The sequence below is a fragment of the Hyphomicrobiales bacterium genome, assembly GCA_016125495.1.
Lineage (GTDB): Bacteria > Pseudomonadota > Alphaproteobacteria > Rhizobiales > RI-29 > RI-29.
On record WGLQ01000007.1, the window covers coordinates 442457 to 466641 of the forward strand.

Below are 24185 nucleotides of genomic sequence, written 5' to 3' on the forward strand. Positions count from 1 at the left end.
GACGGTCAGGACGTAGTTGGCGCTCATTCGGTTAGTTTGGTCGCCGGCATTTCAGCGGAACCGGTTATCACCCACGTCAGAAGCGCAACAAGGAATGCAAACTCAGCAATCACGGCCGAGTACCATATCACCAACAGAATGAACGGAAAAACATCCGCTGACCTAGTCCCTTCCGCACCCACCCATTCGTCGCCGAAAGGGCGAGGAAGCCCCATTGCATCGAATTCGCTCTTTCGCTCTGCATACAAATCCATCAGGCCCTTTGACTGCGCATACGCGGCATGCACACCCAATCGAGTGCGATGAGAAAAGACGATTCCAATGACTGAAAGCCCGATCATCAATCCCAAAAATATTGCACGTATCCACAACGGCATCTTTACATCAGCGGCCGTCTCGGCAAGCAGCGCCGTCGCAACGAACAAACCGCTCGTGAGCAGCACTGCCCTCAGTATTCTTTGATTGGCAAGATTGTCTTCCCTGTCGATATTTCGCCAAATTGTTTCGTACACACGGTATTTGACAACCTCATCATCATCCTTGGAAGCCATAGACACCTTGCTCCAAACTCATCGCACAATGCCTCCGAATTTTTTGCATCTGCTATACATGACGAAAGTGACTTGCGTGCCCCTTGGTTAAATTGGGCGAAGGGTCTCAATCTCGTCTACGGCCTTCAGGTCCTACCATTGTGAGGTTCCAGTTCCTGGTGGCTCACACAACATGCACCGAACCCACAGCGTCTGACGAGACTACCATATTCCAGCAGCAGTTCATGCCCCGCACTGCCAGGCCCGGGGCGTTATCTTCATTCGAGTTGTACCTGAGTTTGCCCCTGATCTCAACATAGCAGCCAAGCGTGCTTAACATCACTTACTTGGCAACCAAGCCATCGGCTCCGACGTCCGATCAAGCGGAGGCGATGGCCTTATCTACCTGGTGTCCAACGGTCATTTACCCAGCCGAGACACCGTGCTGTGACTGACCCCCATATCCCGCGCGATTTCGCGGCAGCTATCGCCGCTGGCGAGGCGTTCGAGGGCGCGGGCGCGCTGGTGGTCGGTCAGCTTGGGCTTGGGGCCGGAGCGCACGCCCCGGGCGCGGGCAGCGGCGCGGCCTTCGGCGGCGCGCTTCAGGATGCGCTGGCGCTCATCTTCCGCCATGGCCGAGAGGAATGCCAGGAACCCGCGACCGAGCGGCGTCGTCAGGTCGAGATGGGGCTTGTCGAGCACCTGGACGAGGGCGCCGCGATCGGCCACCCGTTGCATAATGTGCAGGCCATCCATCATCGAGCGCGTGGCGCGGTCCCATTCGGCAACGACCAGCACATCATCGGAGCCAAGGGCGTCGATGGCGCGCTCCAGTTGCGGCCGCCCCTGGACGGCCTTACCCGAGGCCTTCTCGCGGAAGATATCATCGCAGCCGGCTGAGCGCAGCGCGGCAATCTGCCGGTCGAGATTCTGTCCCTCGGTCGAGACGCGGGCGTAGCCGATCTTCATTCGGGGTCGGCCTCACCGCCGGAAACATCGATCGGGTCGGGCACGTCGAGGGCAGGGAGGTCCGCCCAATAGTTGCGCCCGAGATAGCTGATACGGAGAACGATGACCGCGTCAGCGCGCACCTCAAACAGCACGCTGGCCTTGTTAAGCTTGGGGACCGGACAGGCGCGCAAACCCGCTCGGCGCTTCATCTTGGTGCCGATCTCGGCGAACTCGGCCAGCGATCGGATGAAAGTCTCGATGACGGCCAGAACTTGGTCTGCCCTCGCGGGGCCGTCGTTTTCATCGACGAGGCAGACGATGTCGCTGAGATCGCGCGACGCAGCCGGCGCCAGAAGCAGCTTGCGACGCTTCATCCGCTCTGCTTGGCGCCACGATGGGTTTGGACCGTATCGCGGACATCGCGAAAGAAGGCGTCAGGGTCGAGAAGGCGCTCCGGGTGTTTCTCAGCCTCCTCACAGCGACGGAACATTTCCGCCCACCACACCTCGCGCTGTAGTTCTTCGTCGAGGATGAGGTCCGAGGCGGCATCGTAGGCACGACTGACCGAGCCGTAGACACCGCGCTCGACCATCGATCTAATCCGTTCCGCCTTGTCCTTCTTGACCGAAATCGTCACTCTTACTGTTTCCGACATGCTCATACCCTTTGCGCATTCATTCTCACCAATTATGAGGAGACGCGCAAGGAATTTATTTCGACTGCAATGTGCACCGGAAACACGCACCACTGGAAGCGTAGTCTTTCTGCGGGATTAGGAGTGTGGTGCATAACCTAGGGAATTTGCACCGCAAAACGTCGAACGATTTTTTTTGAAACTGAAGGAGAAAACGTCCATCTGCAGACAGAAAATGCACGCGCACTCGCCAAAAAGTGATTTTACCAGAAACTCACGTACCCGAAATGCAAGTCCCCCCAGAGCGCCACCTACTGGCGATCGGATTTGCAGCAATGGCGGAGGCAATCCAGATGAACAAATCGTAAAACCGCGCCATGTGCTCAGGAAACAAATGCACTTCTGTCCGACTTCCGGTCCGTCCATCATCATGATGTAAAATATTGCGCAGCCTCCGATACTCCGTCAAACCGGGCAAGTGTGCATCGGGAATCTGGATGCCAGAATCAGACATCCACATTTCCAAGTTGTATTTTCTTGATAGCGGCACCTTGTGTTCTTTTATGAAGGCTTCTAGGCAGGCTTCATAACGGCAGTAAAACGCCCAGCCCAGCTCGATCGCAACTGATTTTACTTGGTCTTTGGTTCTGAATTCAATGCCATTTACCGTGACCGGTCCGTTTATTAATGTGGCAGGGTCTGGTAACGCACGCATGGAAAACAAATATGCCACCCGCGCATGCTCAAGTTCTTTCTCCAGGTCCCGCCGCATAGAAATATTCCTTATGCTCTCCTCTTGACCCATGCTATCGATGCGAATCGATTTGCCCATGTCAATAGTTTCGAGGCATCACCCCAGCGAGTCAACCAATCACTAGATGACGTGTCGGGTTGACCCACGATAGAGTGCTGGAACGATGTGCAAAGTCGTAAGGTGAGGATCCGACACAAGTGGTTTGACTTTATCCCCCTCACCGCTCGGCGTCATCGCCCGGCTCGCGATCATCGATGGGTGTCGGGGTGCGGTAGGCGGCGCTGGCGCGGACCCGATCGCAGCAGGCGGCATGGGAGAGCGTTGCGAGATCGTCGAATGTGAAGCGTCGCTCCCCGAGGCGCACGTAGATGGCGGTAATGGCGCCGGCCTTGTGTTCGATGGATTTGAAGCTCTCGCCTTCCGCCGTGAGGCGCCAGTCCGCCGGCGGCAGAACTTCCAAGGCCTCGTGCCAGGCAGTTGCAGTGATCTCGACGGGCTCGGTGCGATTGGCTGCTTCATGGCGCTGGACGGCTTCGGCAAGGGGCAGCACGATCAGATCGGCGCCGTGGTCGGGTGCCAGGCGTGCGATTGCGGCGGCCGCATCCTCACCTGGCCGGCAGACGTCGATGAGCCTCTCGGTGCGCGTGCAATAGACGGCGGCTGGGTCCGGGGTGCGCGATGGGCTCGGGATTTCCTCCCATCTCCAAATGACGGAGGTTGTATTGACCGGCACACCGCGCGCTTCGAGGATGCGGCAGCAGCGGGCAACCTCGGTCGCCTCGACGGCTGCTTCGGTGGACCGGGCCCAGCCGGGCTCGAAGTGTTCGACCTCCTCGCCCTTCCAATAGACATAGCCTTCGTGGTCGATGGTGAGATGGGTGATGCCGTGGAAGGCGGGCCGGGTATACCCGGTGCGCACGGCGGCAACGAGGGCCTGGAATGCCACCTCGGCCCGCTCGTCGACAGGCCCGTTCACGATGCGCTGGACGAGGGCAAGGTGTTCCGGGGCGAGGTCGTCGCCGTCGCGGGTTTCGCGCAGGACGAAGAGGGCCAACGCCTCGATGCCGTCTTCAGGGGTTTCGGACGCCGTCATGGCCGCTCAGGCTTCCGGTTGGTCCTCGGCGGGTTCCGTCTTCAGGGCGTCGATGGTGGCCTGGTCCTGGACCTGGCCGGCGAGAAACACGCCGCCCTTGCCTGGCTTCTTCCAAACAGAGACATAATGTCTCTCGCCATCGACCTCGAGCCGGCCCCGCAAATCGGGGCGTCCCTCGTTGCCATCCTTGTCGTTGTCGAAGAGGGCGATGCGTCCGAAGCTGCTGGTCTTGAGTGGGCTATAGACGTCATCGCCAGCGGTTTCAGGGACGACTGTACCGCCCAGATAGCGCTGACCGGTTTCGGCTGCGGTGCGAGACCAGAGGGCGAAATGGACGCTCGTGCCGGACATAAGGCGCGCCCGGCCGCGCCAGAGCGGTTGATTGTTTTCCCCGATTTCTATGGTTCTGAAGGCGAGAAATTGTCCTGGCTCGAGGTTCAGTTCGAATGTCACGTTGGCGTTCTCCCATTGGTTGCATGGTGTTCGCCGGGCATCATGCATTATTTCTCCGCTTCGGACAACGGCTCTGCCCAAAAAGCGGGCAAAAATTGTTCTCCGCACGCGCCGGGGCGCGACATCGGCTCCCTGCCCTGGTTCTTCGGAGCCGGCCCGCTTACCCCGTCCCGGGGCGGGCCGGCGAGGAGGGGCCAGGGGTCCTGGTTCTTTGGTGAGCGCCTGCTTGCGGCAGCCGCGCCAGGGGGCGACGCCCGGAGGGCCGAGACCGCCATGCGGGCTCGGTTCACCGAGCACCCGGTCCCGCGCAGCGGGAGGCGCCCGCCTCATCGATCGATTGGCACTCGGAGGCCGGAATGACGGAGCTGGACTTCTCGTGTCGAATGAGCACTCAGGTTCCGGGCGAGCGCGCGCGCCGGACTTGTTCGACCTCGGGGTTCATGCCTTCCATGGCCTGGAGCAGGCCGTCCAGCTTGTCGCTGTCGAAGATGTCCCGGATGATCTGGATATTCAGTCCCTCGTAGTTGTGGACGAGGACGTTACGGAATGCGGCGATGTCCCGCCAGGGGACATCCGGGAAGCGGTTCTTCTCCGACGCGGGGATCCGCGTCGTCGCCTCCCCGATGTTGATCAGCAGGCGTTCCAGAGCGAGCTGCTTGACGCGCCGCATCGCCTCGGGGAGCAATTCGGGCTGGCGGTCGATCTGGCGGGCATCCGCGACATATGTGCGAATCTGGATGATGAGTTCGGCGAGCTTGGCCATTCAGAACACCCGAACGGCATCTTGCTCGGCAGCGGCCCGGATGCGACCGAGATCGGCGCGGGGGATGATATCGACCGGCAGGCCCAATTCGTCTTCGAGCATGTGCTTGACGGCGATGATCTCGAACAGGGAGAAGTGCCCCTTGATGGCCCGGTCGTAGTCGACCAGCACATCGACGTCGGACAGATCGTCCGCATCGCCTCGCGCCCGCGATCCGAAAAGGTAGAGCGCGGTGATGCCCTCGGCCTGGATTTCGGCCTGGTGGCGACGGATGGCGGTCATGATCTCCGAGCGGTTCATGCTGGCATCATGCCACAGACGCCGCCGGGTCGGCAACGTCAGCCTCGCTCCTTGAGGTCCGTGAGGACTTCGTCGGCATGTCAGAAGATTTCGATAGCCTCGGCTTCGACCTTGTCACGGATGTCCGTCAACTTCTCACGAATGGTGACGTCCGCCGGCAGGCCTGTGGCATCGGTAATGAGCCGCTCCAGGCGGCAGAGTTCGATGGGCGAAACGGTCACACCGGGCGCCAGATCCACCGCAACATCGACGTCCGAAAGTTCGTCAGCGTCGCCGCGCGCCATGGAGCCGAACAGGTAAGCATGCATGACCCCGGCGTCCTGCAGGGCGGACCGGGCGCTGCGAAGTCGCTCGATGAGATTGCTCTGATTCATGGTGTCGCCCCGGCAAGATGATCCGCGATGAGATCGGGAGCGACAATGTCATCAAGGCTGCTGGCGACGGCCTCGCTCCGAGAACGGGCGTCGGCGGCAAGGCCCGGCCGGGTGATATCGGGCAGCCCGATCTCGACCGAAACCAAGCCGACCGCAGCAAAGTGGGTGCGACCCGGTTGCTCATGGGTTTGGGACTGACGAGACACCGCAATCTCCTTTCGTTCTCTCCAACCGTGACACACTCGGCAAACCAAGGCGAGATGTTCGAAGGGCGGCGTCGGAGCAAACGGAGTTGGTCCCTCCGAGGGCCCCGCTCCCCCTTGTGGATTTCTTTTCCTCGGCGGCACGTGCAGGGCGGGTTAGACTGCCGGCCATGGGGGTGCTCTGGTCGACGACACGGTTCGTGACCCGTCAATGTGTGCGGGGCGCTCGCACGGGTCTGCGGGCCCTCTCGGGCCCCGCCACCAGCCACGGCTCGGCCCGCTGGGCGACCTCCGGAACGCTGCGCCGGGCCGGTCTCTTCGGCGAATTCGGCCTCATCGTCGGGAAAGCCCGTGGCCGGCTTCTGCGCTATCCGAGCAACGAGGGTCATGTCCTGGTCTTTGCGCCGACCGGGGCGGGCAAGGGTATCGGGATTGTCGTCCCGAACCTCCTCGATTATCGGGGTTCGGTCGTCTGCACCGACATCAAGGGCGAGAATTACGCCATCACCGCCCGCCGGCGCCGCGATTTCGGTCCGGTCTACCGCCTCGACGTCGGCGACCCCGAGACCTCGCACCATTTCAATCCCCTCGGCATCATCCGGCGCGACACCTGGCACGAGGCGGACGACGCGGAGGTGCTGGCCAACCTCATCATCGCCCAGGAGAGCGGCACCGACGATCACTGGCGCATCCGGGCGCGGGACTGGCTGACGGCTATCATCCTGCACGTGCTGGAGGTCAACGCCGACGAGCCGCTGTTGCAGACCCTGACGGAGGTGCATGCGCTCGCCTCGCGCGGGCCCGGCGTGCTCGCCGAGCGGTTCTGTGAAAGCCGTCATCCGCGCGTCCAGGAAGCGGGCTTCCAGCTGGCGACCGCCGAGGGCTCCGAGGAGTGCCAGAACGTCTTTTGCAACATCACCAAGAACACCGCCCCCTGGTCGGCCGCCCGGCCGCTGGCGCGCATTTGCCAGACGACCGACATCGCCATCGATCAGCTCTATGAGCGGCCGCAATCGCTCTACGTGATCGTCCCGGAGGAAAAACTCGGGATCTACGGGGGGTTCCTGCGGGTCGTGGTGGGATGTGCGATGTATGCCGTCTACCGGCCGGGGCGCGAGCGCCTGCCCGGGGCGGAAAAACCGCTCTTCGTCCTCGACGAGGCAGCCGCCCTCGGCAACCTGCCGCCCCTCGAAGAGGGCATCGGCTATTTACGCTCCTATGCGCGCACCATCCTGGTTTTCCAGGACCTCGGCCAGTTGACCAGCCTCTATCGCAAGGCGCGCTCGCTCGTTGCCAACACGAGCTGCCACGTCGCCTTCGCGGTCAACGACCTCGACACCGCCAAGAGCCTCAGCGAGCGGATCGGCATGCGCACCATCGAGAGCCGCTCGGTGGGCTTTTCGCAGGAGAGCCACGCGCTCTTTACGCACCGCGACAACGACGGCCGGGCAGAGACGGGTCGCTGGCTGATCGACGCTTCCGAGGTGCTGCGTCTCGCGCCGCACGAGGCGCTGGTGACGATGAAGGGCCTCGTGCCCGAACCGATCCGGGCCGAGCGCCTCGACTACCGCAAGGAACCCCATTTCGCCGGACAATGGGACCGCTGGCGCGGGCTTCGGGGGGATATTCCGGTCACGTCCCGGTGCGGGACCGCCGACGATGCGACACCTGCGCCCGCCGGCGTCGCACCGGCCGCAAGTACCGGGCTCGCAATTGGGCGATCCGCCGCTCCCGCAGAAGGGCCAATAGCTGGGCATCCGACAATAGCCAGGCAACGAAGACTTGGCTCCAGTCCTGCGCCTGGAGCTTTCGCAGCAGCCATTCGCGCGGTGGCCCCTCCCCCTCCTCTCGTGACGCGGCGGGCGTCGTTTCCGCCAACAGCCGCTCGATGAACCGGGCCTTGCGCCCGCCGCCGCCCGTCCCGAGACCTGCACGCTCGGCCGCCGCGAGCGCCCGCAATCCCGATGCCAGGTGCTCGGCCCGCCGGGCATTGTCCGCCAGCACGCCGAATTTGGCTGCAAGGCGCGGCTGACTGGACGCATCGATGGCCTCGGTTCGTGACATTTGGGGCGGGATCGAGACATCCCTCCGATCGCGCGTGCGCCGACCGATTTCCAAGGCCGCCCGGGGCACCCAGGGCTCGGGCGCGCGGGCAAGACGCACGAGGGCCGGCACATCGGCGCGGGCCATGGCCTCGGTGCGCTGCGCTTCGAGGCTGCGATCATCGACACGAGCCCGCACACCGCCGCGTTCGAGTGCCCGGTTGACGTGCACCGACCAGGCGGTACGCCAGGTCCGCAAGCTCTCGCGACTGTTCCAGAGACGGGTCTTGGTTGCCGAAAAACCCTCCGGCCCGCAACACCGCAGGGACGCGAGGAGATGGGCATGATGGTTGCGCGGATCGTCGCCGCGGCGCGGATCGGGTCGGTGCCAGGCGATATCGACCACCATGCCGGCGGCAACCAACTGCTCGCGGGCAAAACCCCGGACGAGTTCCAAGCGCCCGGCATCGTCGAACTCGTGCGGCAGGGAGAGGAGGAATTCCCGGGCAAGGCGGGCATCGCGCCGCCCCTCCATGGCCTCGAGGGTCGACCAGAGAAGAGCCCGCTCGCCGAGCCTTGCCGGCATGGTCTCGGGGCCGAGGATTTCGGTCGCAACGACGCGGTGCGCCAGCGGTCGGTAGTCGTGGACGCGCCCGGTTCGCGCATCGGCGAGGCGGCATCCGGCGCGGTAGGCGGCAGCAGCGAGCGCCCCCTGGCCCTTGCCCCGTTGGATGTGCTTCATCTCGAACCGGTAGAGTGCCACGCGCGCTTGTTTTCGTTCCTTGTTTTCGGCCGGTGTCGCGCTCGCGGTGTGGCACCTATGTCGCAGGCGTCAGCCTGCGATGTGTAACTGGACTGTTCCTTCGACGGCCATCCATCCCTTCGCTCTCGCGGAGCGTTATTGCCACAGTTGTCCGACGGAGGAAAGCCCTTCGAAGACATCGCCTCGACGGCGGACGGAGGGATCATTTGTATGCAATCGCGCGCGACCCCGCTTCGCGGGGTGAAGGAATGGCCCTTCGGGCCATGGAATTTCTACCCAGCTCACGCTGGGCGCTCTCGGGGCGCTGCCCCGGCGCGGGCCACCCCCGCGTGTGTTCCAGAAGCTCGGAAATCCGGCTTTGGGAGGGTTTTGCGTGCTGGACGAGAAGGAACGCCAGACGGATGACAAACGCGCCGAGAAGGTCGCCCGTTGCGTCTGGGGCCACCTTCACAACGGAACAAAAAGCGTGTGACAGGATCGACTGTTGCCGCTAGACTGATCGGGCCGGTGCGGGGTCGTGCCCAAATCCGGTGAAGCGACGAAATCGAGCGCCCCCGACCGGCAACGGTGGGGGCACTTGGAACGGCCGCCCTGGCAATCTATGAGGGCCACCACGTTCGAAACCAGCACTTCCGCCTTATCATTTCGAACGTCCATAGACGTCGCAACGGCCTCCCCTGCCTGTCCTGGACCCGTCGAGCACGCAGGTCGTGACGATTGCGCTGACCTCGCGAGGAGCGCGAATGGTGCAATTCTTCAAAGCCAAGAGCCCCCTGAGCACCTCCGGCATGTCTATTGCCCTCGCTGCGAGGCGGCTGCCGCCTGACTTGGGTGTTTGAGAGCCGCCGGTTTTTGGTCGGGGTTATCCACAGGAGATCATGGGCGCTGCCCTGTTGTTCTTCATGTTCTTTTTCGTGTTCTTCGTGTTCAGGAGAAAAACGCCCCTGCCCGTACGGCATTCCGGCGATGATCATGACATCTGGGGCGGTCAAAATGACATTTGGGGCGGCCATCGTGACAAATGGGGCGGACAAAATGACATCCGGGGCGGCGCCTGGCGGCGACTTATCCACAGAGGTGCGCGCCGTTCTGCGGAGGCGTTCTGCGGGGTCTCCCGTCGGTGCCATCGTGACATTTGGGGCGGATGCGATTGTCGCATCGTGACAATTCGGGCGTTGGCAAGTGGCTCGGAACGTGATATTTTCTCCCTACAGCAGAAAGGACATGTGTGACGGCTCGCGCGCTTCCCCTCCTTGCCGACGGTGACGATGGCCGCCGTCCGGCCCGCTCAGGCCAGGGCAACGTCACGGACGGCAATGCGACGTTTCCCAAATCGGCGGGCCTCATCCAGATCAGGGAGAAGATCGGGGCGCTCTCCCTCCTCGACCAGAAGGTGCTCGCCTGCATGCTGTTCTATGCAAACGACGAGATCACCGACCCGATGGCGGTCCACGAACTCAACCTTGCCGAGGTGCGCGCCTATCTCGGCGAGCACGAGAGCAACGACCGCGTCCGCGAGGGTCTCGACAATCTGAGCCAGATCAGGGTGGACTTCGACGTCCTCGGCGAAGAAGGACGCAAATTCGCCTATGGTGCGTTCGTCAACGTCTCGGGCCACGAGGTCGGCCAGGGTGGCAAGGCGCGCTACCAGTTCCACCATGAGCTGCGCCCGCTGCTGCGCGAGCCGGCGAAGTGGGCGCGGGTGTCGCTCGCGATCCTCCAGGGGTTCCAGAGCAAGTACGCGGCACGGCTCTACGAGAACCTCGAGTTGTATGCCAACCGGCGGGTTCCGGAATGGCGGATCGGTGTCGAGGACCTGCGGACCTGCCTCGGCGCCGACGGCGTGTTGCCGGGCTGGGGTCAGCTCTGGCGCCGGGCGCTGCGCCCGGCCCTCGAAGAGGTGAACGCACGGGCCGATTTCCATGCCGAGATCGAGGTCTCCCATAAGACGGGCCGGCGGGTCGACACCGTCGTGTTCCGCATCACCAAGAGCGAGGCCCGGGCGGTGCGCGAGAACGCGGGCACACGCGCCAAGCGGCGGCGAGAGGGGCGAGTGGTGCTGCGCCCGGAGACCTTCGAGCGGGCGCGCCGGATCGCCCCCGGGGCGGACATCGCCCTCATCGAGCGGGACTGGCGCCAGTGGATGCGCACACAGGGCAAGGCGTCCCCCGCCAGCCCCGACGCCGCTTTCCTCGGCTTCGTCAAGGCGTGGTACCGGCGCAATAGGGATGCGTTCGTGTAGGTAGCGGGGAGTAGGATTGGTCCGGACAGAGTGTTGCACTGACCTGTGGGTAAGCTTATATCAACAATCGATTGAACGAAATTCGTGAATCGTAGCGTATTTGTGCGGCGCAACAAATGACAAATCCTCGGGAGCGGTGGCGAGCGACATTTGACGAGCGCATTGTCATCGCCCATTTCATCGGAAAAATGCCGAATGGCAACTGGCGGTTACGTCTAGAAAAGCCCATACGGGGCAGCAACGTCGCGTATGTTCCGCGGCGCAACGTTCAACCCGAACGAGTTGTCCCTCAACTCGAAGAGAAGCTCTTCGTCTTCCTCGTATCGCAATCGCAGCAGGGATCGAGGACACAGCCGCACGATGGCGGGAACTGGTACGCGGAGCTTTGGTCGAGTTCTGATAATCCGTGGCTGAACAGCGCGACTCCTCGTGAAGGCGACATCGTGACCGGAACGGTCGTTCGTCTCGCAGGCAGCGACGGGGCAATCGTCGAGCTAGACGAGCCCGCTCGCCCTTTCGCGGTCGATGCCTATTTGCATCGGCAGGACGTCCCGGGTGGCGAAGGCGGAATCCAGAGGGCTGTCGACATTGGCGATCGCGTTGCCGGCATCGTCACAGAAGTCGACGAGAGCGAACTCGCGATAAGAATAGACTGTCGCTCGGCCATCGCCAGACTTCGTGAGGAAGCTCACCAGAAGAACATGGCCGACGCCCGTGCAGAACGCGAGCGGAAACACCAAACACAACCAAGAACGGGGCGGACCCAATCTGAGGCTTCATCGGTAGGTCCGACCTTCGCACGACGCCTCGAAGGCCGAAGAATCATCGTCTTCGACGACGACGAACACTTGCGGGATGTCGTCTGCTCTTGGGGTCGCCGATATGGGGCGTGGTGCGAAGGGACGTGCAGCCTCGACGTCCTGGAGACCTTCTTGGTCGAGGGGTCGCAAGCATTCGTGCTCGTTGACTACAATGGAGTACCTTGTCAGGAAGCAATTGCGGCGGCGAGCATGGCAGGCGCCAAAGTCGTGCTCTGGTCGGGCCACCCTGGCGCGAAACAGGTCGCGGAACGATTCGGGGTGCGGTTCGAGCAAAAGCCAACCAGCCTCGACCGGCTCACCCGCCTTGTGAGAGGCGAAGAGCTTCCACCACAGACCAGTGCGGACTCCGAGGGATCGCCGGAGCGGAGTCTCTGGACCGGCAAACGCGCGGCAGGAAAGGTCACCGAAGAGGCGTCAGTCGTTTTGGAAAAGCTTTGCCGGCGTCATCGTCTCATCGGGGCGGTCTGGATACGGCGAGACAGGGAGCTGCGCTACTCGATCCAGGCTCGCGCCGGGCAGATTACCCCAGCGTATCAATCCATTGAAACCGATCTCTGGCGCTCGATCGTCACGTCGGCGTTGCCCTCGCTCGAAGACGCAATGGGCGGACGTTACGGTCGAGACATCGATGGCCAGGACCGACCGGCCCACGAGACCGGTGCACTGCCTGACCGTGATGCCGCCATCGGGCTCCTTAAGGGCGAAGCTGCAACCAATGCTCACTATCTCGCACTTCCGATCGTCGAGCCGGATGCAAAAGCCCGCCTTGTCGTCTTTTTCCGAAGGGGCTCGTTTCCCGCTGACGACGTGCGACGCCTGACGGATGAGCACGATCACCTGCGCCACATGCTGCAGCTCTTCCGGGTCACCGAGCATGTCGATTCCACTGAAATCTTTGCGGCAACAGGGCGACTGCACGCGGCTGCCCTTCACGAGGTCGGCAATACCTTGCAGGAGATCGTCTTTGCCCCGGATGAAATCATCGAGCAAATCGAAGCCGGCAATGGCGAAGCTGCCATCGGGATCGCGAATACCCTCAAGGTGCAACTGGAGTCACTGGACCGTCTGACGAAGACGGACCTGCGCCAAGTGGGCAAGTACCGGGCTGAACGTCTCAACGTCAACGAGACGGTCGATGGAGTCGTATCCCGAATGCGTACCTACGCGCGGCTCGCTAAGGAGAATTTGCCGGCGACCCTAACGTTCATACGCGCTCCTGATCTCGACGGCCTCGAGGTCTCCCTGTCGCCCGTGATCCTCGAACAACCCCTGGCGAACTTGATCCTCAACGCACTTCACCACCTCGGCGGTCACCGCGCAGGTCGGATCGAAGTCGAAACCAGGCTGACGGACGAGGCGATCACCCCTATCCACATCATTGTCCGCGACAACGGCAAGGGGATCTCGGCGGACGATGTGACAACGCTATTCGAGCCGCGCGAAACGACACGCGGTGAAAGCGGCACGGGCATGGGGCTCTATGCATCCCGCAATATCGTGCAATCGGCGGGTGGTGTGCTGGAGTGCACGGAGCACCTGCTCGGGCTCGGCGCAACCTTCCGCATCCGTCTTCCCATTCGCCTCGGTGTCGCGGAGCAGGCGGAGGAGAAAAAGACGTGACCCGGCTCCTGTTGATCGAGGACCGCAAGGGCGTGCGGGATGCGCTCGCAGGCGCATTGACGCGACTGAAGGTCGATGTCGTTTCGCCAGAGGTCATGACATACGATGGAAATGTCAACGATAGCGCGATCCGCGACGCAATTGGCGAGGCCCCAAACGTCGTGATCATCGACCTGGTCTGGGACACGGAGGACCGTTCCCGGTCGTTCAAGGCTCTCGACGAAATGGTCCGGATCCTAGAGGGCGCTGCTAAAGGCGGGGCCCCCATTCCAACGTATCTTCTGACAGGCTACCGATTTGCTCCGGATCGACATGAAGAGACACTGCGCCAGTGGCGTGGGACCAGCGCGATCAATGCTCGATTGACTGTCATCGATCTCGTCTCGAAACCGATCTCTGCGGAGAGCCTCAAAGCGCTGTTGCCGACGAATGGGGAACAACTTCCTACCCACACAGTGGAATTCGACATCAGGAACCTACCGGTCGCAGCCCGCCTCATCGATGCTACGGATAGAGCCGTAGCGAGCAACGATACGTGGAGCTGGGGTCTCAACGAGCCCAATACTGAGACACTGAAAGGCGGTGGTCGCACGTTCGTTCAGGCGGGGGGAGAGAGCAACCTACACAAGGGCAGTGGCACACGTACGCTGATACCCTACCGCATTGTAGAGGCCACAGTCGATGGTCCTCGTCGACTGCAGCTTGCCTATCCGCAGCGATTACCGCGGAGTGGCAGTCGTCAGCAGATCTTGGGCGATTTGTTCGAGAGTCTGCGCGAGATCGGGTTCACCCGAATGCGCTACTACGAGCGCTACCGCGTACCGAGCACGGTAGACGACGCATCTTCTGTCGTAACCGAGGAGAACGTGGTCGCGTTACTCCACTGGTTTCCCGACAACCCGACTATTTATCCTCACCTAGACCGTTTCCAGCAGGGAACACCAATAATTGACCAACCCGGCGATACTTTCGTGGACAATTGTTCAGCCTTCGATCAAGACGAGCAGCCCGGCCGCCTGATCCATGAGTTGACCCAGCCGTCCATCAAATCCGTGACGTCAAGGTTTACAACTCTGACGAGTACGGACAACAGATACGTTCGCCTTCGTGTACCCGTGTTCCGGAGAGACGGTCAGCACAACACTCGGTTCTATGCCGAGGGGCTCCTCGTCCTCGATCGAAACAGCGTAACTGATCGCCAGGATGTTGATCAACGCCAGGACGTTGATCACGACGATGTCCTTTGGGCAACGGCCCCCCTCCTCAGCGCCTGCGAAGAACTGCGACAGCTTCTGGACCGCGAGCGCAGAAGACAAGAAATCGTTGTCAACCGCCGGATCACTGAACTCTATAGAACTATTCACGAGAACGTGAGCATCGAGACTGACCCGGAGCATCTGGCCAAAAGTTTTCTTGCGGCCGCTAGGGAGGTGACCGATGCGAAGGAGGGCGTCCTCTTTCGTACTGCTCACCCCGCTCGGCCACCAGAAATCCTGGCGGTCGCCCGGGTGCCAAACATTGAAAGGGCCAATCAGGTTGAGTACCGCGAGCCCCATCTCGAGATCGGTGCCCAACTCGATCGAAACAAGCACCCTGCGGCTGGGAGGGCATGGGAAGAGGAGCGAGATGTCTATCTTCCTCATTTCAAACGGAAAACCAAAAAGGGAAAAGAGCGCGAGCAGTCGCGTGTGGCGATCCTGCTTCGGGCTGGAAGCAGGCGGATCGGCGTCCTCGCCCTTATGCACGACGATGCACGGCACTTTCGCCGTCGTCGTATCGAAGCGCTTAATCGACTTGTCGCCCTGTTGTCTTTCCCGTTGCAGTTCGCAACCGAGCGGGCGGACCGCCGCGAATGGGAGCGCGTCCTTGCGCACGACCTCAAGCACACCTTCCTCGGTGTCGCTGGCTACGTTCAGGAACTCGACAAGACGTATCCCAAACTTCGCAGTGATGCGGACCGGCGCGCCGCTATGAGTCTCATAAAGCGAGCCACGGATACGACCGAGGCGATCCTGTTCTTACAGAAGCCAGTGGGAGCCACCGAGAGTACGAAGCCTTCCGAGAGACCGACGAGATTTGATATCGAGCCCGTTCTGATCGAGGAAGTTGATGACCATAGGTCTATGGCCGAAGTTCGAGACTGCAAGCTGCGCCTAACCTTACGCGATAAGGGAATTTCCTTGGATGGCGAAAAGCTGACCTTCGCCATGATAGTGCGGATCCTTCTTCACAACGCGATCCATCACGGCACGAGAGACAAGACCATCACGGTCACGGCGCAAATCGATGGGGATCGATGCCACTTAACGATTGTCAATGCCGGCCGCATGTCCGACGAGGCGGATCGACACAAATACGTAGCGTTCCATCAGTCCCGCGACAAGAAGCGCTCCGGTGTTCACATTGGACTTGCCGCCGCCAGGAAAATGGCCAAATCTCTAAACGTCGAGCTCTCGGTTGACAACGATCCGAGACCATCGAAGGACCGCGTAATTGCGACATTGGTCTGGCCGCTTGCGGGTCGCTAGTGCCGCACGAACGCTCGTTGAAAAGAGGGGGAGGAAATGAGGATTCTAGCTCTCGAGGACGATATTTATCACGTCCTCCCGATTTATCGAGCCATCAAAGAACGCGCGCACGATCTGACCACTGTCGAGACGCTTGGAGAGGCGGTTCGGGCGGTCAATGAAGCCACAACCAGAAAGACGCCCTTCGAGGCATATATCATCGACTTGCAAATTCCTGGTGCAGATACGCCGCAGGTCTTGAAGGCGTATGTCGACAGACTTGGGATTGCCCCTGTTAATCGTGGACAGGCCTTCTTGACCTGGCTACGGGCCAATCATCACGTGATGCCCTTCGTCTTCCTGACCGCCAACGCCGGTTTCTTCGATCCCAACTCCCAACTCTATGAAGGAGACACAAAACAAGCGAACAACGACCGGGAGCGCATCGTCGAGAAGTACGCCGGCCGCCCGACTGAGGATATTGTCGACGACATTCTTGGGAAACTTGCGTCTTAAGCGACGCTAGCGAATGGCAGGACGCGTGGACAGACTTACATCGGGGATTAAGATGGCGACAAGCACGGATGACGCTGGGACGCTTGGTGATGGCAGCAATCCAGATCAACATCTTGGCACCTACGACATGTTGCGAGTTTTTGAGTCAACCATTACCGATCCCGGTCTCGCCACAGTTGTTGCCATGCTGGCATTCGCCTCGCTCGCCATTGGGATAACGCTCTTATCAGGGATGGTGAGAGCGATAGGAACTGTCAGACTGATAGCGTTGTGCGCGGCACTCATCTTACTGCTTCTCCCCGTCCCCCTGCTGGTCAACTGGGGAAAGAGCCTGGTGACATGGTTCTTTGGAAATGGGAGCTCGACGCCAGTTGGCACACCTGGTAGTTGGACGGAGTTCGGATTTTACGTGATTGCAATGCTACTCGTCACGGTCGGATATGGTGGCTGGATGGCCGGTCGCGATTTCTGGACAGACGGTGACGAAAACGGGTTCGCAAATCGCGACGCGAAGATGCAGAACCGACGAGCATTGCTAGCATGGCGGGTCTTTGTGTCTGTTCTCATCGGAATAGGCATCGGCATGCTCGTCTATCGCTATGCCATGTTTGTAGCGACGCAGAATACCGCAGCTTCAGGTGGCGACCCAGGCTCATTCGGCCAGCTCTTGAGCTTTATGGCGCTGGTGCTTACCATCTTGACCGGCATCTCGGTTCACTACATATCGAGTTCGATGTCGCAAATTTCGGAGCAGCGGCGAGAAATCGACAGTGAAATTACGTTGGCCAGTCGGATCGAAGAGCATAGCCGACTAATGAAAATTTATGATCTCAATACCGTTCGCAATAAACTTTACCAAAGATTCAATGAAGATCGCCTTGAAGCTCCTCAGATGGTCGAGATTCAACCCGGATGGTTAACGCGGGGTCGCGCATCTGTCGTTCTCAGGAACATTTTTCGCCAACATTCCCGCCCCACAGAAAGAAGGCCGCTTCCCCAAGATTTGGAAGATATTTATGGCGCCATCGCAGAGGCGTCTCGGCTTCCATTTTTGACCACTAGATTAATCGATGACGAGGCCCGCCAAGTGATTCGGGAATTCCACGTCAGCATTATACGAGAACAGTTTTTACGGCCAGACGCTCGACAGAGATTCCAAAATGTTTTTGAAGATTTCATGAAGAGTTTGGACGACGGGCGCGTTTGACAGCGGATCATTTCTCGTCGCCACCACTGAGTGGCAACCCAATCAACCGGTTACCAAGCGACATGGCACTGCTTTATAAGCTGGATCGGAACCAAGAATTTCTGATTTTGATCGAACCCGATCCCCCTCCCCTCAAGCGATCGGCGGCTTGCCGTGGTGGCGAAAGAGGAGGTTGAGGGCCTCGCGGTGCAGCTCCTGGACCGTTTTGTCGGTCTCGGCGGCGAGGATCTTGAACTGCCGGAACACGCTTTCGGTGTGGTACGCGGAAATGTTCCGCCGGCCCTCGCGGTAGGCGGGTCTCGCCTCGTCGGTTGGCTCCCGAGTTGCCGCTTCGGTCACGTTGTCCGTGGACGCAGACACGGCACGCCCCTCCCCTTTCGGCTCTGGTGCGGCGACGGGCGTGATGAGGCGCGGAGGCTCGACCGGGGGTTTGCGGGTCTTCATTTCCTTGGCTTTGGCCGCGATGCGGCTGCTGAGATCGCTCATGGTTTTTCTCCTATTTTCTTGCAGACGAAACGATAGAGGGCGCGCACTTCTGCCGCCGCTTTGCCGCGCGGCTCGTATTCGAGGACGGCCTGGTTGTCTTCCAGGGCCGCAACGAAGGCGGTGCGCTTGCCCAGCGCAGCCGGTGCAATGGGCACGTCGTAGTTCCCGACGAGGTCTTCGACCGTGGTCTCGACGAGCTTCGACGTCACGATGCAGTTGTTGAGGACGAAGGCCGCCGGGGTGCGCGTCGCGCGCACGGTCTCAACGGTGTCCCCGACGGCGTGGCGATCGAGCTTGGAAGGCTGGCAGGGCATGAGGAGGAGGTCTGCGGCTTCGGCGGCGCGCCGGATACTGGCTTCGGACTTGGGCGCGGTGTCGATGACGAGCCAGTCGACATCGTTTTCGGCCGCCGCCGCGACGTAGGCGGCAAGATCGCGCTCGTTGGTCGCGATGACGTCCGGGGCCCGGCCCCGCAATTCGTGCCAGCGCAAAATGCTCTGCTGCGGGTCCATGTCGAGTATGAGGACGCGCCGACCGCGCTCGTGGGCGGCCACGGCGAGGTTCATGGCGAGGGTGGTTTTGCCGGCCCCTCCCTTTTGTTGGGCGATCGCGATCACTTTCATGTGGGAGAGTTTACCTCCGCACGCTCTCGATGTCGCAACGGTGGTGCCGTTTGAACGACGCAGTGTGACAAATCGGACGCGCGGGAGTTTGCGACTGCGCGCGCTCGCAGGTGTGGGGGCTCGGGACAGCGGGCTTTCGGGCGCGTGGAATTGTGGATGGTTGCATCAGCGCTATGGTGCGACGTGCTGCGCTCGCACGAGCCCAGCCTCCCACGCTCGTGTTTTCGCACTACGAGGCGACGACGAAATCCCACGCGGCCGACTGTGTCAGTGTGGGGGCGTGGGTGCGCTGCTAACCGCGCATCAGCAAATTTGGGCGAGTGGGCGCATGGGCAGACGCGCGCCCGCGAGCGCGCGACGTCGCGACTGTGGGATAACCCACCAACGGCAGATTGGGCTCAGGGGCGGTCGCGACGGTGCGTTGGCGCCGCGTCCGCCCTCCTACGTCTCTCGATTGCCGAGCGCCCGCGCCAGCTGCTCGCCGACCTGCTCATTGAGGAGTTCGACGGTGGCGTCGGCGAGGTGGGCGTAGCGGGCCGTGGTCTGGACCTGGGTGTGGCCGAGCAGGCGGCCGATCATGGGCAGGGATGCCCCGCGCTGCGCCGCGACGCTGGCAAAGCTATGCCGCAGATCGTGAAGGCGGACATCGTCGAGACCAGCGACAGAACAGACGAGCCGCCAGGGCTTTTGTAGGTTCACGTAGGGCCGCATTGGATCGACGGGGCTCACCAGGACGTAAGGTGAACCGGCAATGCGCGTCTGGGCTTCGAGGACGGCCAAGGCCGGCGCGTTGAGGATGATCGCTTTCCGCCCCGTTTTCGTCTCGGGCAACAGCAGGCGACCACGGTCGAGATCGACATGCTGCCATTGGAGCGTGAGAATCTCCGACAGCCGGCAGCCGGTGAAGATGAGCAGCCGGATGGCTGCGATGGCCTGGGGCCTGATCCGGCGCGTCTCCTCGAAGTCCGCGAGCACGGCGCCGAGGCGCTGGAACTCTTCCTCGGTCAGATAGCGCTCGCGCCGGTTCTCACGGAACTGGCGCACGCCGCCGCACGGATTGTCGCCCTTCGCGCGCAACCCTTGCTGCATCGACCAGTTGAAGAACTTGCGCAGCAGCGAGAAGTTCATGTTGGCGGTGCGGGGCGTATTGCCGAGGGCGGCATGCCAGGCGGCAACCTGGGCGTGGGTGACGGCCGCGACTTTCTGGCGACCGAACTCGGGAAGAATGGTCTTTGTAAAGAGGCGCGCATACTCAGCTTGCGTGACAGGGCGCAGCTTGCTGACGTGCTGTTCGAGAAAGATCTTGGAGGCGGCTGCGACATCGAGCTGGTGTCGGGCGTCGTCGCGCTCGTCGGCCGGATCGCGTCCCTCGGCGACCTGTCCCAGCAAGCGCACGGCGGCCTTCCTGGCGTCCGCCACGGTGAGCGGCCCGAAGCGGCCGATGGTGACGTAGCGCTGCCGGCCCGCCACGCGATAGCGCACGAAGAACACGGGGTACGCCCCCCTGCAGCCGAACCCCGAACCCGGGCAACTCGGGGTCGTAGAGGCGCTCGCCTGGGGTGAGACGGCGGATGGCGGTGATGGTGATCTTGGACCGGGCCATGGTGTGCTCCCTGCTGAGGACTAGGGAGAAGTAGTCCCCAAACAGTCCCCAGCGCAAGCTGTAATTCATGGTATGTTCATGATATACCCTTCGGAGCGCTGTTTGGGAACTTCGTTTCATTTACGTAAGTTAGCGGATATTTGCGGAACGTTCCGAGCACATTTTAATCAGATGGTCGTGGGTTCGATCCCCACCCCGCTCACCAATGATGACACCGCTCCGCGCTTGCCCCCCCGCACAAGGTTGGCGCGCACGACGGTGACGGCGTGAAGCCGTGCGGCGCCTCCGGCGGTTGGCGCCTTGGTCGGGCCGTTCCGGCCACAAGCGCCGAGCCGCTAGCCACCCGCCGCCGATGCTGAGGACCAGGCCGAGGTGGAACACCCCATCGTTGATCGCCGGTGCGATGACCGCAGCGGCGATCACAGCGCCCGTGCTCGATCTTCGATGGCGCCGACAGCTTCTCGTCGAAGCGCCGCCCGATTGCCCCGCTCGCATCGCCAATCCAGACCCAGCCGTGCACGCGCAACAGCGCGGCCGCGACGACGCCGCACCGCCGCTTCGTACATCCGGCATTGGATGTCATCGAACTTCCCAAATAGACCCGAGTATCGAAGTGCCGGCTTGTTGATGCCGGTCAATGTTTCGCGGCTGAATTCGGGCGATCCTTCGAGTGTCTCTCCACACGAAGCCGTCAGCAATTGGGAAAGGACCTCGGACATGCCGGACAAACTCCCCAAACGCATCATGCTGGCTACGGATCTTACCCCGGCGGGTGATCGCGCCTTCGACAGAGCCGTCCAACTCGCCGAGCAATGGCACGCCGACCTCATCGTCTGCCACGTGATCGAATCGAGCGCGGCGCGGCCCTGGGGCATGGATCGCCGTGTCCGCAATGCCGAGGCCGAACTGGATCGGCTGCTGCGCACTTCGCGGCTGACAAGCAAGTGTTCGCGCCACATCGTGGTCGGCGATCCGGCGGATCGCACGATCGAGCACGCCCGCGCCGTCGATGCCGATTTCATCGTGACTGGGCCCGCACATGGCAAGATCGTTGGCGAGAAGCTTCTGGGCAGCACCGCGGCTCGTATCGTGCGCCGGTCTCCGTGCCCCGTGCTGGCCGTTCGCCGCAGGCCGGAAGGCAGCTACCGGACGATCGTCTCCGCGGTCGACTTCTCCGATCCATCGAAAGCTGCGTTGGTGTGCGGGCGCGCACTGTTTCCCGCTGCAAAGCTCACAGCATTGCACGCCTACAAGGTCGAGCCGAACTGGTCTGGGCCGAATGCCGACAGAACGATCGATGTCGTGGAAGCCGAGGCACGCGAGCGCGCGATCAAACAAGCAGAAGCGGATATGAACGATCTGCTCGCCTCGATCCGTGGCGATGCTCGCGGCCTCGAGGGCGTCATGGAGGAAGGCGCGCCGGAGGTTGCACTCATCGACTTCGTCGACAGGACCTGGCCAGACCTCGTCATCGCCGGGACGCACGGCCGAAGCGACCGGCACGAAGACGGAATTGGCAGCGTTGCCGAGGTCTTGCTCACGACGTTGCCATGCGACGTGCTGGCCGTTCCGACACGAGCAAGCTCCCAATAGGGCAACGGCTCTTGCGTCGGCCTCCACGTGGGCGAAGCAGTTCGACAGGCCTGCGTAACCTCCGCCCGGGGCATGATTGGTGACGGAGCGGGAGACCAACGCACCCGCCGACTTTCCGCTCTCGAAACCGCAGAAGGCTCGCCTCGCATGACCCTCAACGAAAACCGCACGAAGCGCACGGCCGCTGTCGAAGCGCCTCTGCGGCTTTCGAGCGCGACCCCGCCTCCTGCACTACCGCCTGTCGAAGAGGTCGCGACAAGGAGTAGCCCGCACCGCCATGCGGCGCTCGACCGTGCTCTCATGGCCAGTCTCGCACAGATGACCGGCGGCATCTCGCCTCATGCGATCATCGACGCCTGGAGTGACTGGGCCATGCATCTCGCCCGTGCGCCGGGGCGCCAGTTGGAACTCGTGGAACGCGCGCAGACCAACTGGCTCAAGCTGGCGCAATTGGCGATGTCCGGACTGGCGGGCAATTCTGCGCACAAGCCCTTCGAGCCTGGCCCCAACGACACGCGCTGGTCGCACGCGAGTTGGGACCGGGCACCTTTCGCCCTTTGGCAGCAAGGGTTTCTCGGCCTGCAAGACTGGTGGCAGGCAGCGACGGCCGACCTGCCCGGCCTGCGACGCCAGAACGCGCAGCGCACGGGGTTCGCCATGAGGCAGCTTCTGGATACCCTATCGCCATCCAACTATCCGTTCGCCAACCCCGAGATCCTCGAAAAGATCCGCGTAACCTGTGGCCGGAACCTGGTCGAGGGCGCGGCCCATTTCGCCGACGACGCCTGTCACATCCTGGCGCAGGAGCATCGTCCGGTTCCTGAGGAATTCGCGCTCGGAACGGTTTTGGCATGCACGCCCGGTCAAGTGGTCTATCGCAACGATCTGATGGAGCTGATCCAGTATTCCCCAACCACCGCCAGGGTCAGGCCCGAGCCGGTTCTGATCGTTCCAGCCTGGATTATGAAATACTACATCCTCGATCTGTCGCCGAAGAATTCGCTCATCCGTTGGCTGGTGGGACAGGGTTACACGGTATTCTGCATCTCCTGGTGCAACCCGGCGGCGGATCAGGCGGACCTCTCGCTGGAGGACTATCGAAAGCAGGGCATCCTGAAGGCGCTGGACGTGATCAACGCCATCGTTCCAGGCGTCGGGATTCACGCCAACGGCTATTGCCTGGGCGGCACGATACTGGCCATTGCGGCCGCCACCATGGCGCGCGATCATGATGACCGGCTGGCGTCCCTGACGCTGATGGCCGCACAGGTCGATTTCGCCGAAGCGGGCGAACTGCTACTTTTCCTCGATGAAAGCCAAGTCGCGTTCCTCGAAGACCTGATGTGGGCGAAAGGCTACCTCGACCGGCCTCAGATGTCGGGCGCGTTCGCGGCGATCCGGTCCGAAGATCTGATCTGGTCGCGCGCCGTCCGCCGCTACTGGCTCGGCGAGCCGGACCTTCCCACCGATCTCGGTGTCTGGGTCAACGACACCACGCGGATGCCTGCGCGCATGCATTCCGAATATCTGCGTGGGGTGTTCTTGGAAAACCGTATCAGTGCCGGTCGCTTTGCCGTCGAAGGCCGAGTGATCGCGCTCAAGGATATCGCTGTGCCGATGTTCGTGGTGGCGACCGAAAGTGATCACATAGCGCCTTGGCGGTCAGTTTATAAAACCGCCCTGTTCACCGATTGCGACCTCGGCTTCGTGTTGACCAAGGGCGGACACAACAGCGGCATCCTCTCGGAGCCTGGTCACAAAGGCCGGCACTACCGATTTGCCCATCGACCCGCTGGCGCGCTTTACGTCGGTCCCGAAGCCTGGCTGAAAGCGCAGAAGACGAAACCCGGCTCGTGGTGGCCGGAATGGGCCGACTGGCTTTCGGCGCAGAGCGGGGAGTTCACCGCTCCCCCGACCATGGGGGCACCGGACCGGGGTTATCCGCCGATCGGACCAGCCCCCGGCACCTATGTCCACCAACCATGACTGCTGAACGTACCGTCGCACCACGCCCGGCCGACAGGATCGATCCGCAGCCCGATCACCCCAACCATTCGATCCAGTCAAGAGGTCGTTTGTTCGGTGATCGTCCTTCATCAGAGACATG

Annotated in this window: 22 protein-coding genes; 8 read left to right on the forward strand and 14 right to left on the reverse strand. The window is 61.9% G+C overall.

Annotated features, from left to right (window positions below; all coding sequences use genetic code 11):
- Positions 1–23: 23 nt before the first annotated feature.
- From GC150_07495 to GC150_07540, 10 genes are all read right to left on the reverse strand, one after another.
- Positions 24–551 carry a hypothetical protein gene (locus GC150_07495; GenBank protein ID MBI1384736.1) on the reverse strand — a complete coding sequence of 176 codons (528 nt, stop codon included), beginning with the start codon at positions 549–551 and terminating at the stop codon, positions 24–26.
- A gap of 399 nt (positions 552–950) precedes the next feature.
- On the reverse strand, positions 951–1499 hold the full coding sequence (locus GC150_07500) for a helix-turn-helix domain-containing protein (protein ID MBI1384737.1): 549 nt from the start codon (positions 1497–1499) through the stop codon (positions 951–953).
- Positions 1496–1855 carry a hypothetical protein gene (locus GC150_07505; protein MBI1384738.1) on the reverse strand — a complete coding sequence of 120 codons (360 nt, stop codon included), beginning with the start codon at positions 1853–1855 and terminating at the stop codon, positions 1496–1498. The genes GC150_07500 and GC150_07505 overlap by 4 nt, the downstream gene beginning before the upstream one ends.
- A complete protein-coding gene (locus GC150_07510; GenBank protein MBI1384739.1) occupies positions 1852–2136 on the reverse strand; it encodes a hypothetical protein in 285 nt (94 codons plus the stop codon). Before GC150_07510 ends, GC150_07505 begins: the two co-directional genes overlap by 4 nt.
- 253 nt (positions 2137–2389) lie before the next feature.
- A complete protein-coding gene (locus tag GC150_07515; GenBank protein MBI1384740.1) occupies positions 2390–2947 on the reverse strand; it encodes a hypothetical protein in 558 nt (185 codons plus the stop codon).
- 139 nt (positions 2948–3086) lie between these two features.
- A complete protein-coding gene (locus GC150_07520; GenBank protein MBI1384741.1) occupies positions 3087–3962 on the reverse strand; it encodes a hypothetical protein in 876 nt (291 codons plus the stop codon).
- A gap of 6 nt (positions 3963–3968) precedes the next feature.
- Positions 3969–4415 (reverse strand): hypothetical protein, encoded by a 447-nt coding sequence (locus GC150_07525; protein MBI1384742.1) that lies wholly within the window; start codon positions 4413–4415, stop codon positions 3969–3971.
- A gap of 391 nt (positions 4416–4806) precedes the next feature.
- Positions 4807–5178 carry a DUF86 domain-containing protein gene (locus tag GC150_07530; protein MBI1384743.1) on the reverse strand — a complete coding sequence of 124 codons (372 nt, stop codon included), beginning with the start codon at positions 5176–5178 and terminating at the stop codon, positions 4807–4809.
- Entirely contained in the window at positions 5179–5478 is a 300-nt protein-coding gene (locus GC150_07535) for a DNA polymerase III subunit beta (GenBank protein MBI1384744.1), read from the reverse strand.
- A gap of 80 nt (positions 5479–5558) precedes the next feature.
- The gene (locus GC150_07540) at positions 5559–5852 is read right to left on the reverse strand and encodes a nucleotidyltransferase (GenBank protein ID MBI1384745.1); all 294 of its coding nucleotides are present in this window, start codon (positions 5850–5852) and stop codon (positions 5559–5561) included.
- 373 nt (positions 5853–6225) lie between these two features.
- On the opposite strand from GC150_07540, the gene GC150_07545 reads away from it, so the two are divergent.
- Positions 6226–7947 (forward strand): TraM recognition domain-containing protein, encoded by a 1722-nt coding sequence (locus tag GC150_07545; protein MBI1384746.1) that lies wholly within the window; start codon positions 6226–6228, stop codon positions 7945–7947.
- Here GC150_07545 and GC150_07550 read toward each other — a convergent pair.
- The gene (locus tag GC150_07550; GenBank protein ID MBI1384747.1) at positions 7688–8860 is read right to left on the reverse strand and encodes a hypothetical protein; all 1173 of its coding nucleotides are present in this window, start codon (positions 8858–8860) and stop codon (positions 7688–7690) included. The genes GC150_07545 and GC150_07550 overlap by 260 nt on opposite strands.
- 1228 nt (positions 8861–10088) lie before the next feature.
- Here GC150_07550 and GC150_07555 point away from each other — a divergent pair.
- The 5 genes from GC150_07555 to GC150_07575 all read left to right on the forward strand — a co-directional run bounded on the left by GC150_07555 (position 10089) and on the right by GC150_07575 (position 17773).
- On the forward strand, positions 10089–11102 hold the full coding sequence (locus tag GC150_07555) for a RepB family plasmid replication initiator protein (protein MBI1384748.1): 1014 nt from the start codon (positions 10089–10091) through the stop codon (positions 11100–11102).
- Positions 11103–11218: 116 nt separating this feature from the next.
- On the forward strand, positions 11219–13543 hold the full coding sequence (locus GC150_07560; GenBank protein ID MBI1384749.1) for a hypothetical protein: 2325 nt from the start codon (positions 11219–11221) through the stop codon (positions 13541–13543).
- Positions 13540–16071 (forward strand): hypothetical protein, encoded by a 2532-nt coding sequence (locus GC150_07565; protein MBI1384750.1) that lies wholly within the window; start codon positions 13540–13542, stop codon positions 16069–16071. The genes GC150_07560 and GC150_07565 overlap by 4 nt, the downstream gene beginning before the upstream one ends.
- A gap of 36 nt (positions 16072–16107) precedes the next feature.
- Positions 16108–16566, forward strand: coding sequence for a hypothetical protein (locus tag GC150_07570; GenBank protein MBI1384751.1), 459 nt, complete (start codon positions 16108–16110; stop codon positions 16564–16566).
- Positions 16567–16618: 52 nt separating this feature from the next.
- Complete coding sequence (locus tag GC150_07575; GenBank protein ID MBI1384752.1) at positions 16619–17773, forward strand: hypothetical protein; 1155 nt, start codon at positions 16619–16621, stop codon at positions 17771–17773.
- Between the two features lie 132 nt (positions 17774–17905).
- Here GC150_07575 and GC150_07580 read toward each other — a convergent pair whose 3' ends face one another.
- From GC150_07580 to GC150_07590, 3 genes are all read right to left on the reverse strand, one after another.
- Entirely contained in the window at positions 17906–18259 is a 354-nt protein-coding gene (locus GC150_07580) for a hypothetical protein (GenBank protein ID MBI1384753.1), read from the reverse strand.
- Positions 18256–18882, reverse strand: coding sequence for an AAA family ATPase (locus tag GC150_07585; GenBank protein ID MBI1384754.1), 627 nt, complete (start codon positions 18880–18882; stop codon positions 18256–18258). The genes GC150_07580 and GC150_07585 overlap by 4 nt, the downstream gene beginning before the upstream one ends.
- 441 nt (positions 18883–19323) lie before the next feature.
- Positions 19324–20373 carry a tyrosine-type recombinase/integrase gene (locus GC150_07590; GenBank protein ID MBI1384755.1) on the reverse strand — a complete coding sequence of 350 codons (1050 nt, stop codon included), beginning with the start codon at positions 20371–20373 and terminating at the stop codon, positions 19324–19326.
- 484 nt (positions 20374–20857) lie between these two features.
- Here GC150_07590 and GC150_07595 point away from each other — a divergent pair, with 484 nt between their 5' ends.
- Positions 20858–22078, forward strand: a complete 1221-nt coding sequence (locus tag GC150_07595) for a hypothetical protein (protein MBI1384756.1) — start codon at positions 20858–20860, stop codon at positions 22076–22078.
- A gap of 147 nt (positions 22079–22225) precedes the next feature.
- Entirely contained in the window at positions 22226–24064 is a 1839-nt protein-coding gene (locus GC150_07600) for an alpha/beta fold hydrolase (GenBank protein MBI1384757.1), read from the forward strand.
- Positions 24065–24185 lie beyond the last annotated feature (121 nt).

Bases quoted from the DNA above. Each gene is read 5' to 3' on its own strand.
- GC150_07495 (MBI1384736.1), bottom strand. From the start codon at position 551: ATGGCTTCCAAGGATGATGATGAGGTTGTCAAATACCGTGTGTACGAA.
- GC150_07500 (MBI1384737.1), bottom strand. From the start codon at position 1,499: ATGAAGATCGGCTACGCCCGCGTCTCGACCGAGGGACAGAATCTCGAC.
- GC150_07505 (MBI1384738.1), bottom strand. From the start codon at position 1,855: ATGAAGCGTCGCAAGCTGCTTCTGGCGCCGGCTGCGTCGCGCGATCTC.
- GC150_07510 (MBI1384739.1), bottom strand. From the start codon at position 2,136: ATGTCGGAAACAGTAAGAGTGACGATTTCGGTCAAGAAGGACAAGGCG.
- GC150_07515 (MBI1384740.1), bottom strand. From the start codon at position 2,947: ATGGGCAAATCGATTCGCATCGATAGCATGGGTCAAGAGGAGAGCATA.
- GC150_07520 (MBI1384741.1), bottom strand. From the start codon at position 3,962: ATGACGGCGTCCGAAACCCCTGAAGACGGCATCGAGGCGTTGGCCCTC.
- GC150_07530 (MBI1384743.1), bottom strand. From the start codon at position 5,178: ATGGCCAAGCTCGCCGAACTCATCATCCAGATTCGCACATATGTCGCG.
- GC150_07535 (MBI1384744.1), bottom strand. From the start codon at position 5,478: ATGAACCGCTCGGAGATCATGACCGCCATCCGTCGCCACCAGGCCGAA.
- GC150_07540 (MBI1384745.1), bottom strand. From the start codon at position 5,852: ATGAATCAGAGCAATCTCATCGAGCGACTTCGCAGCGCCCGGTCCGCC.
- GC150_07545 (MBI1384746.1), top strand. From the start codon at position 6,226: ATGGGGGTGCTCTGGTCGACGACACGGTTCGTGACCCGTCAATGTGTG.
- GC150_07560 (MBI1384749.1), top strand. From the start codon at position 11,219: ATGACAAATCCTCGGGAGCGGTGGCGAGCGACATTTGACGAGCGCATT.
- GC150_07570 (MBI1384751.1), top strand. From the start codon at position 16,108: ATGAGGATTCTAGCTCTCGAGGACGATATTTATCACGTCCTCCCGATT.
- GC150_07575 (MBI1384752.1), top strand. From the start codon at position 16,619: ATGGCGACAAGCACGGATGACGCTGGGACGCTTGGTGATGGCAGCAAT.
- GC150_07580 (MBI1384753.1), bottom strand. From the start codon at position 18,259: ATGAGCGATCTCAGCAGCCGCATCGCGGCCAAAGCCAAGGAAATGAAG.
- GC150_07585 (MBI1384754.1), bottom strand. From the start codon at position 18,882: ATGAAAGTGATCGCGATCGCCCAACAAAAGGGAGGGGCCGGCAAAACC.
- GC150_07600 (MBI1384757.1), top strand. From the start codon at position 22,226: ATGACCCTCAACGAAAACCGCACGAAGCGCACGGCCGCTGTCGAAGCG.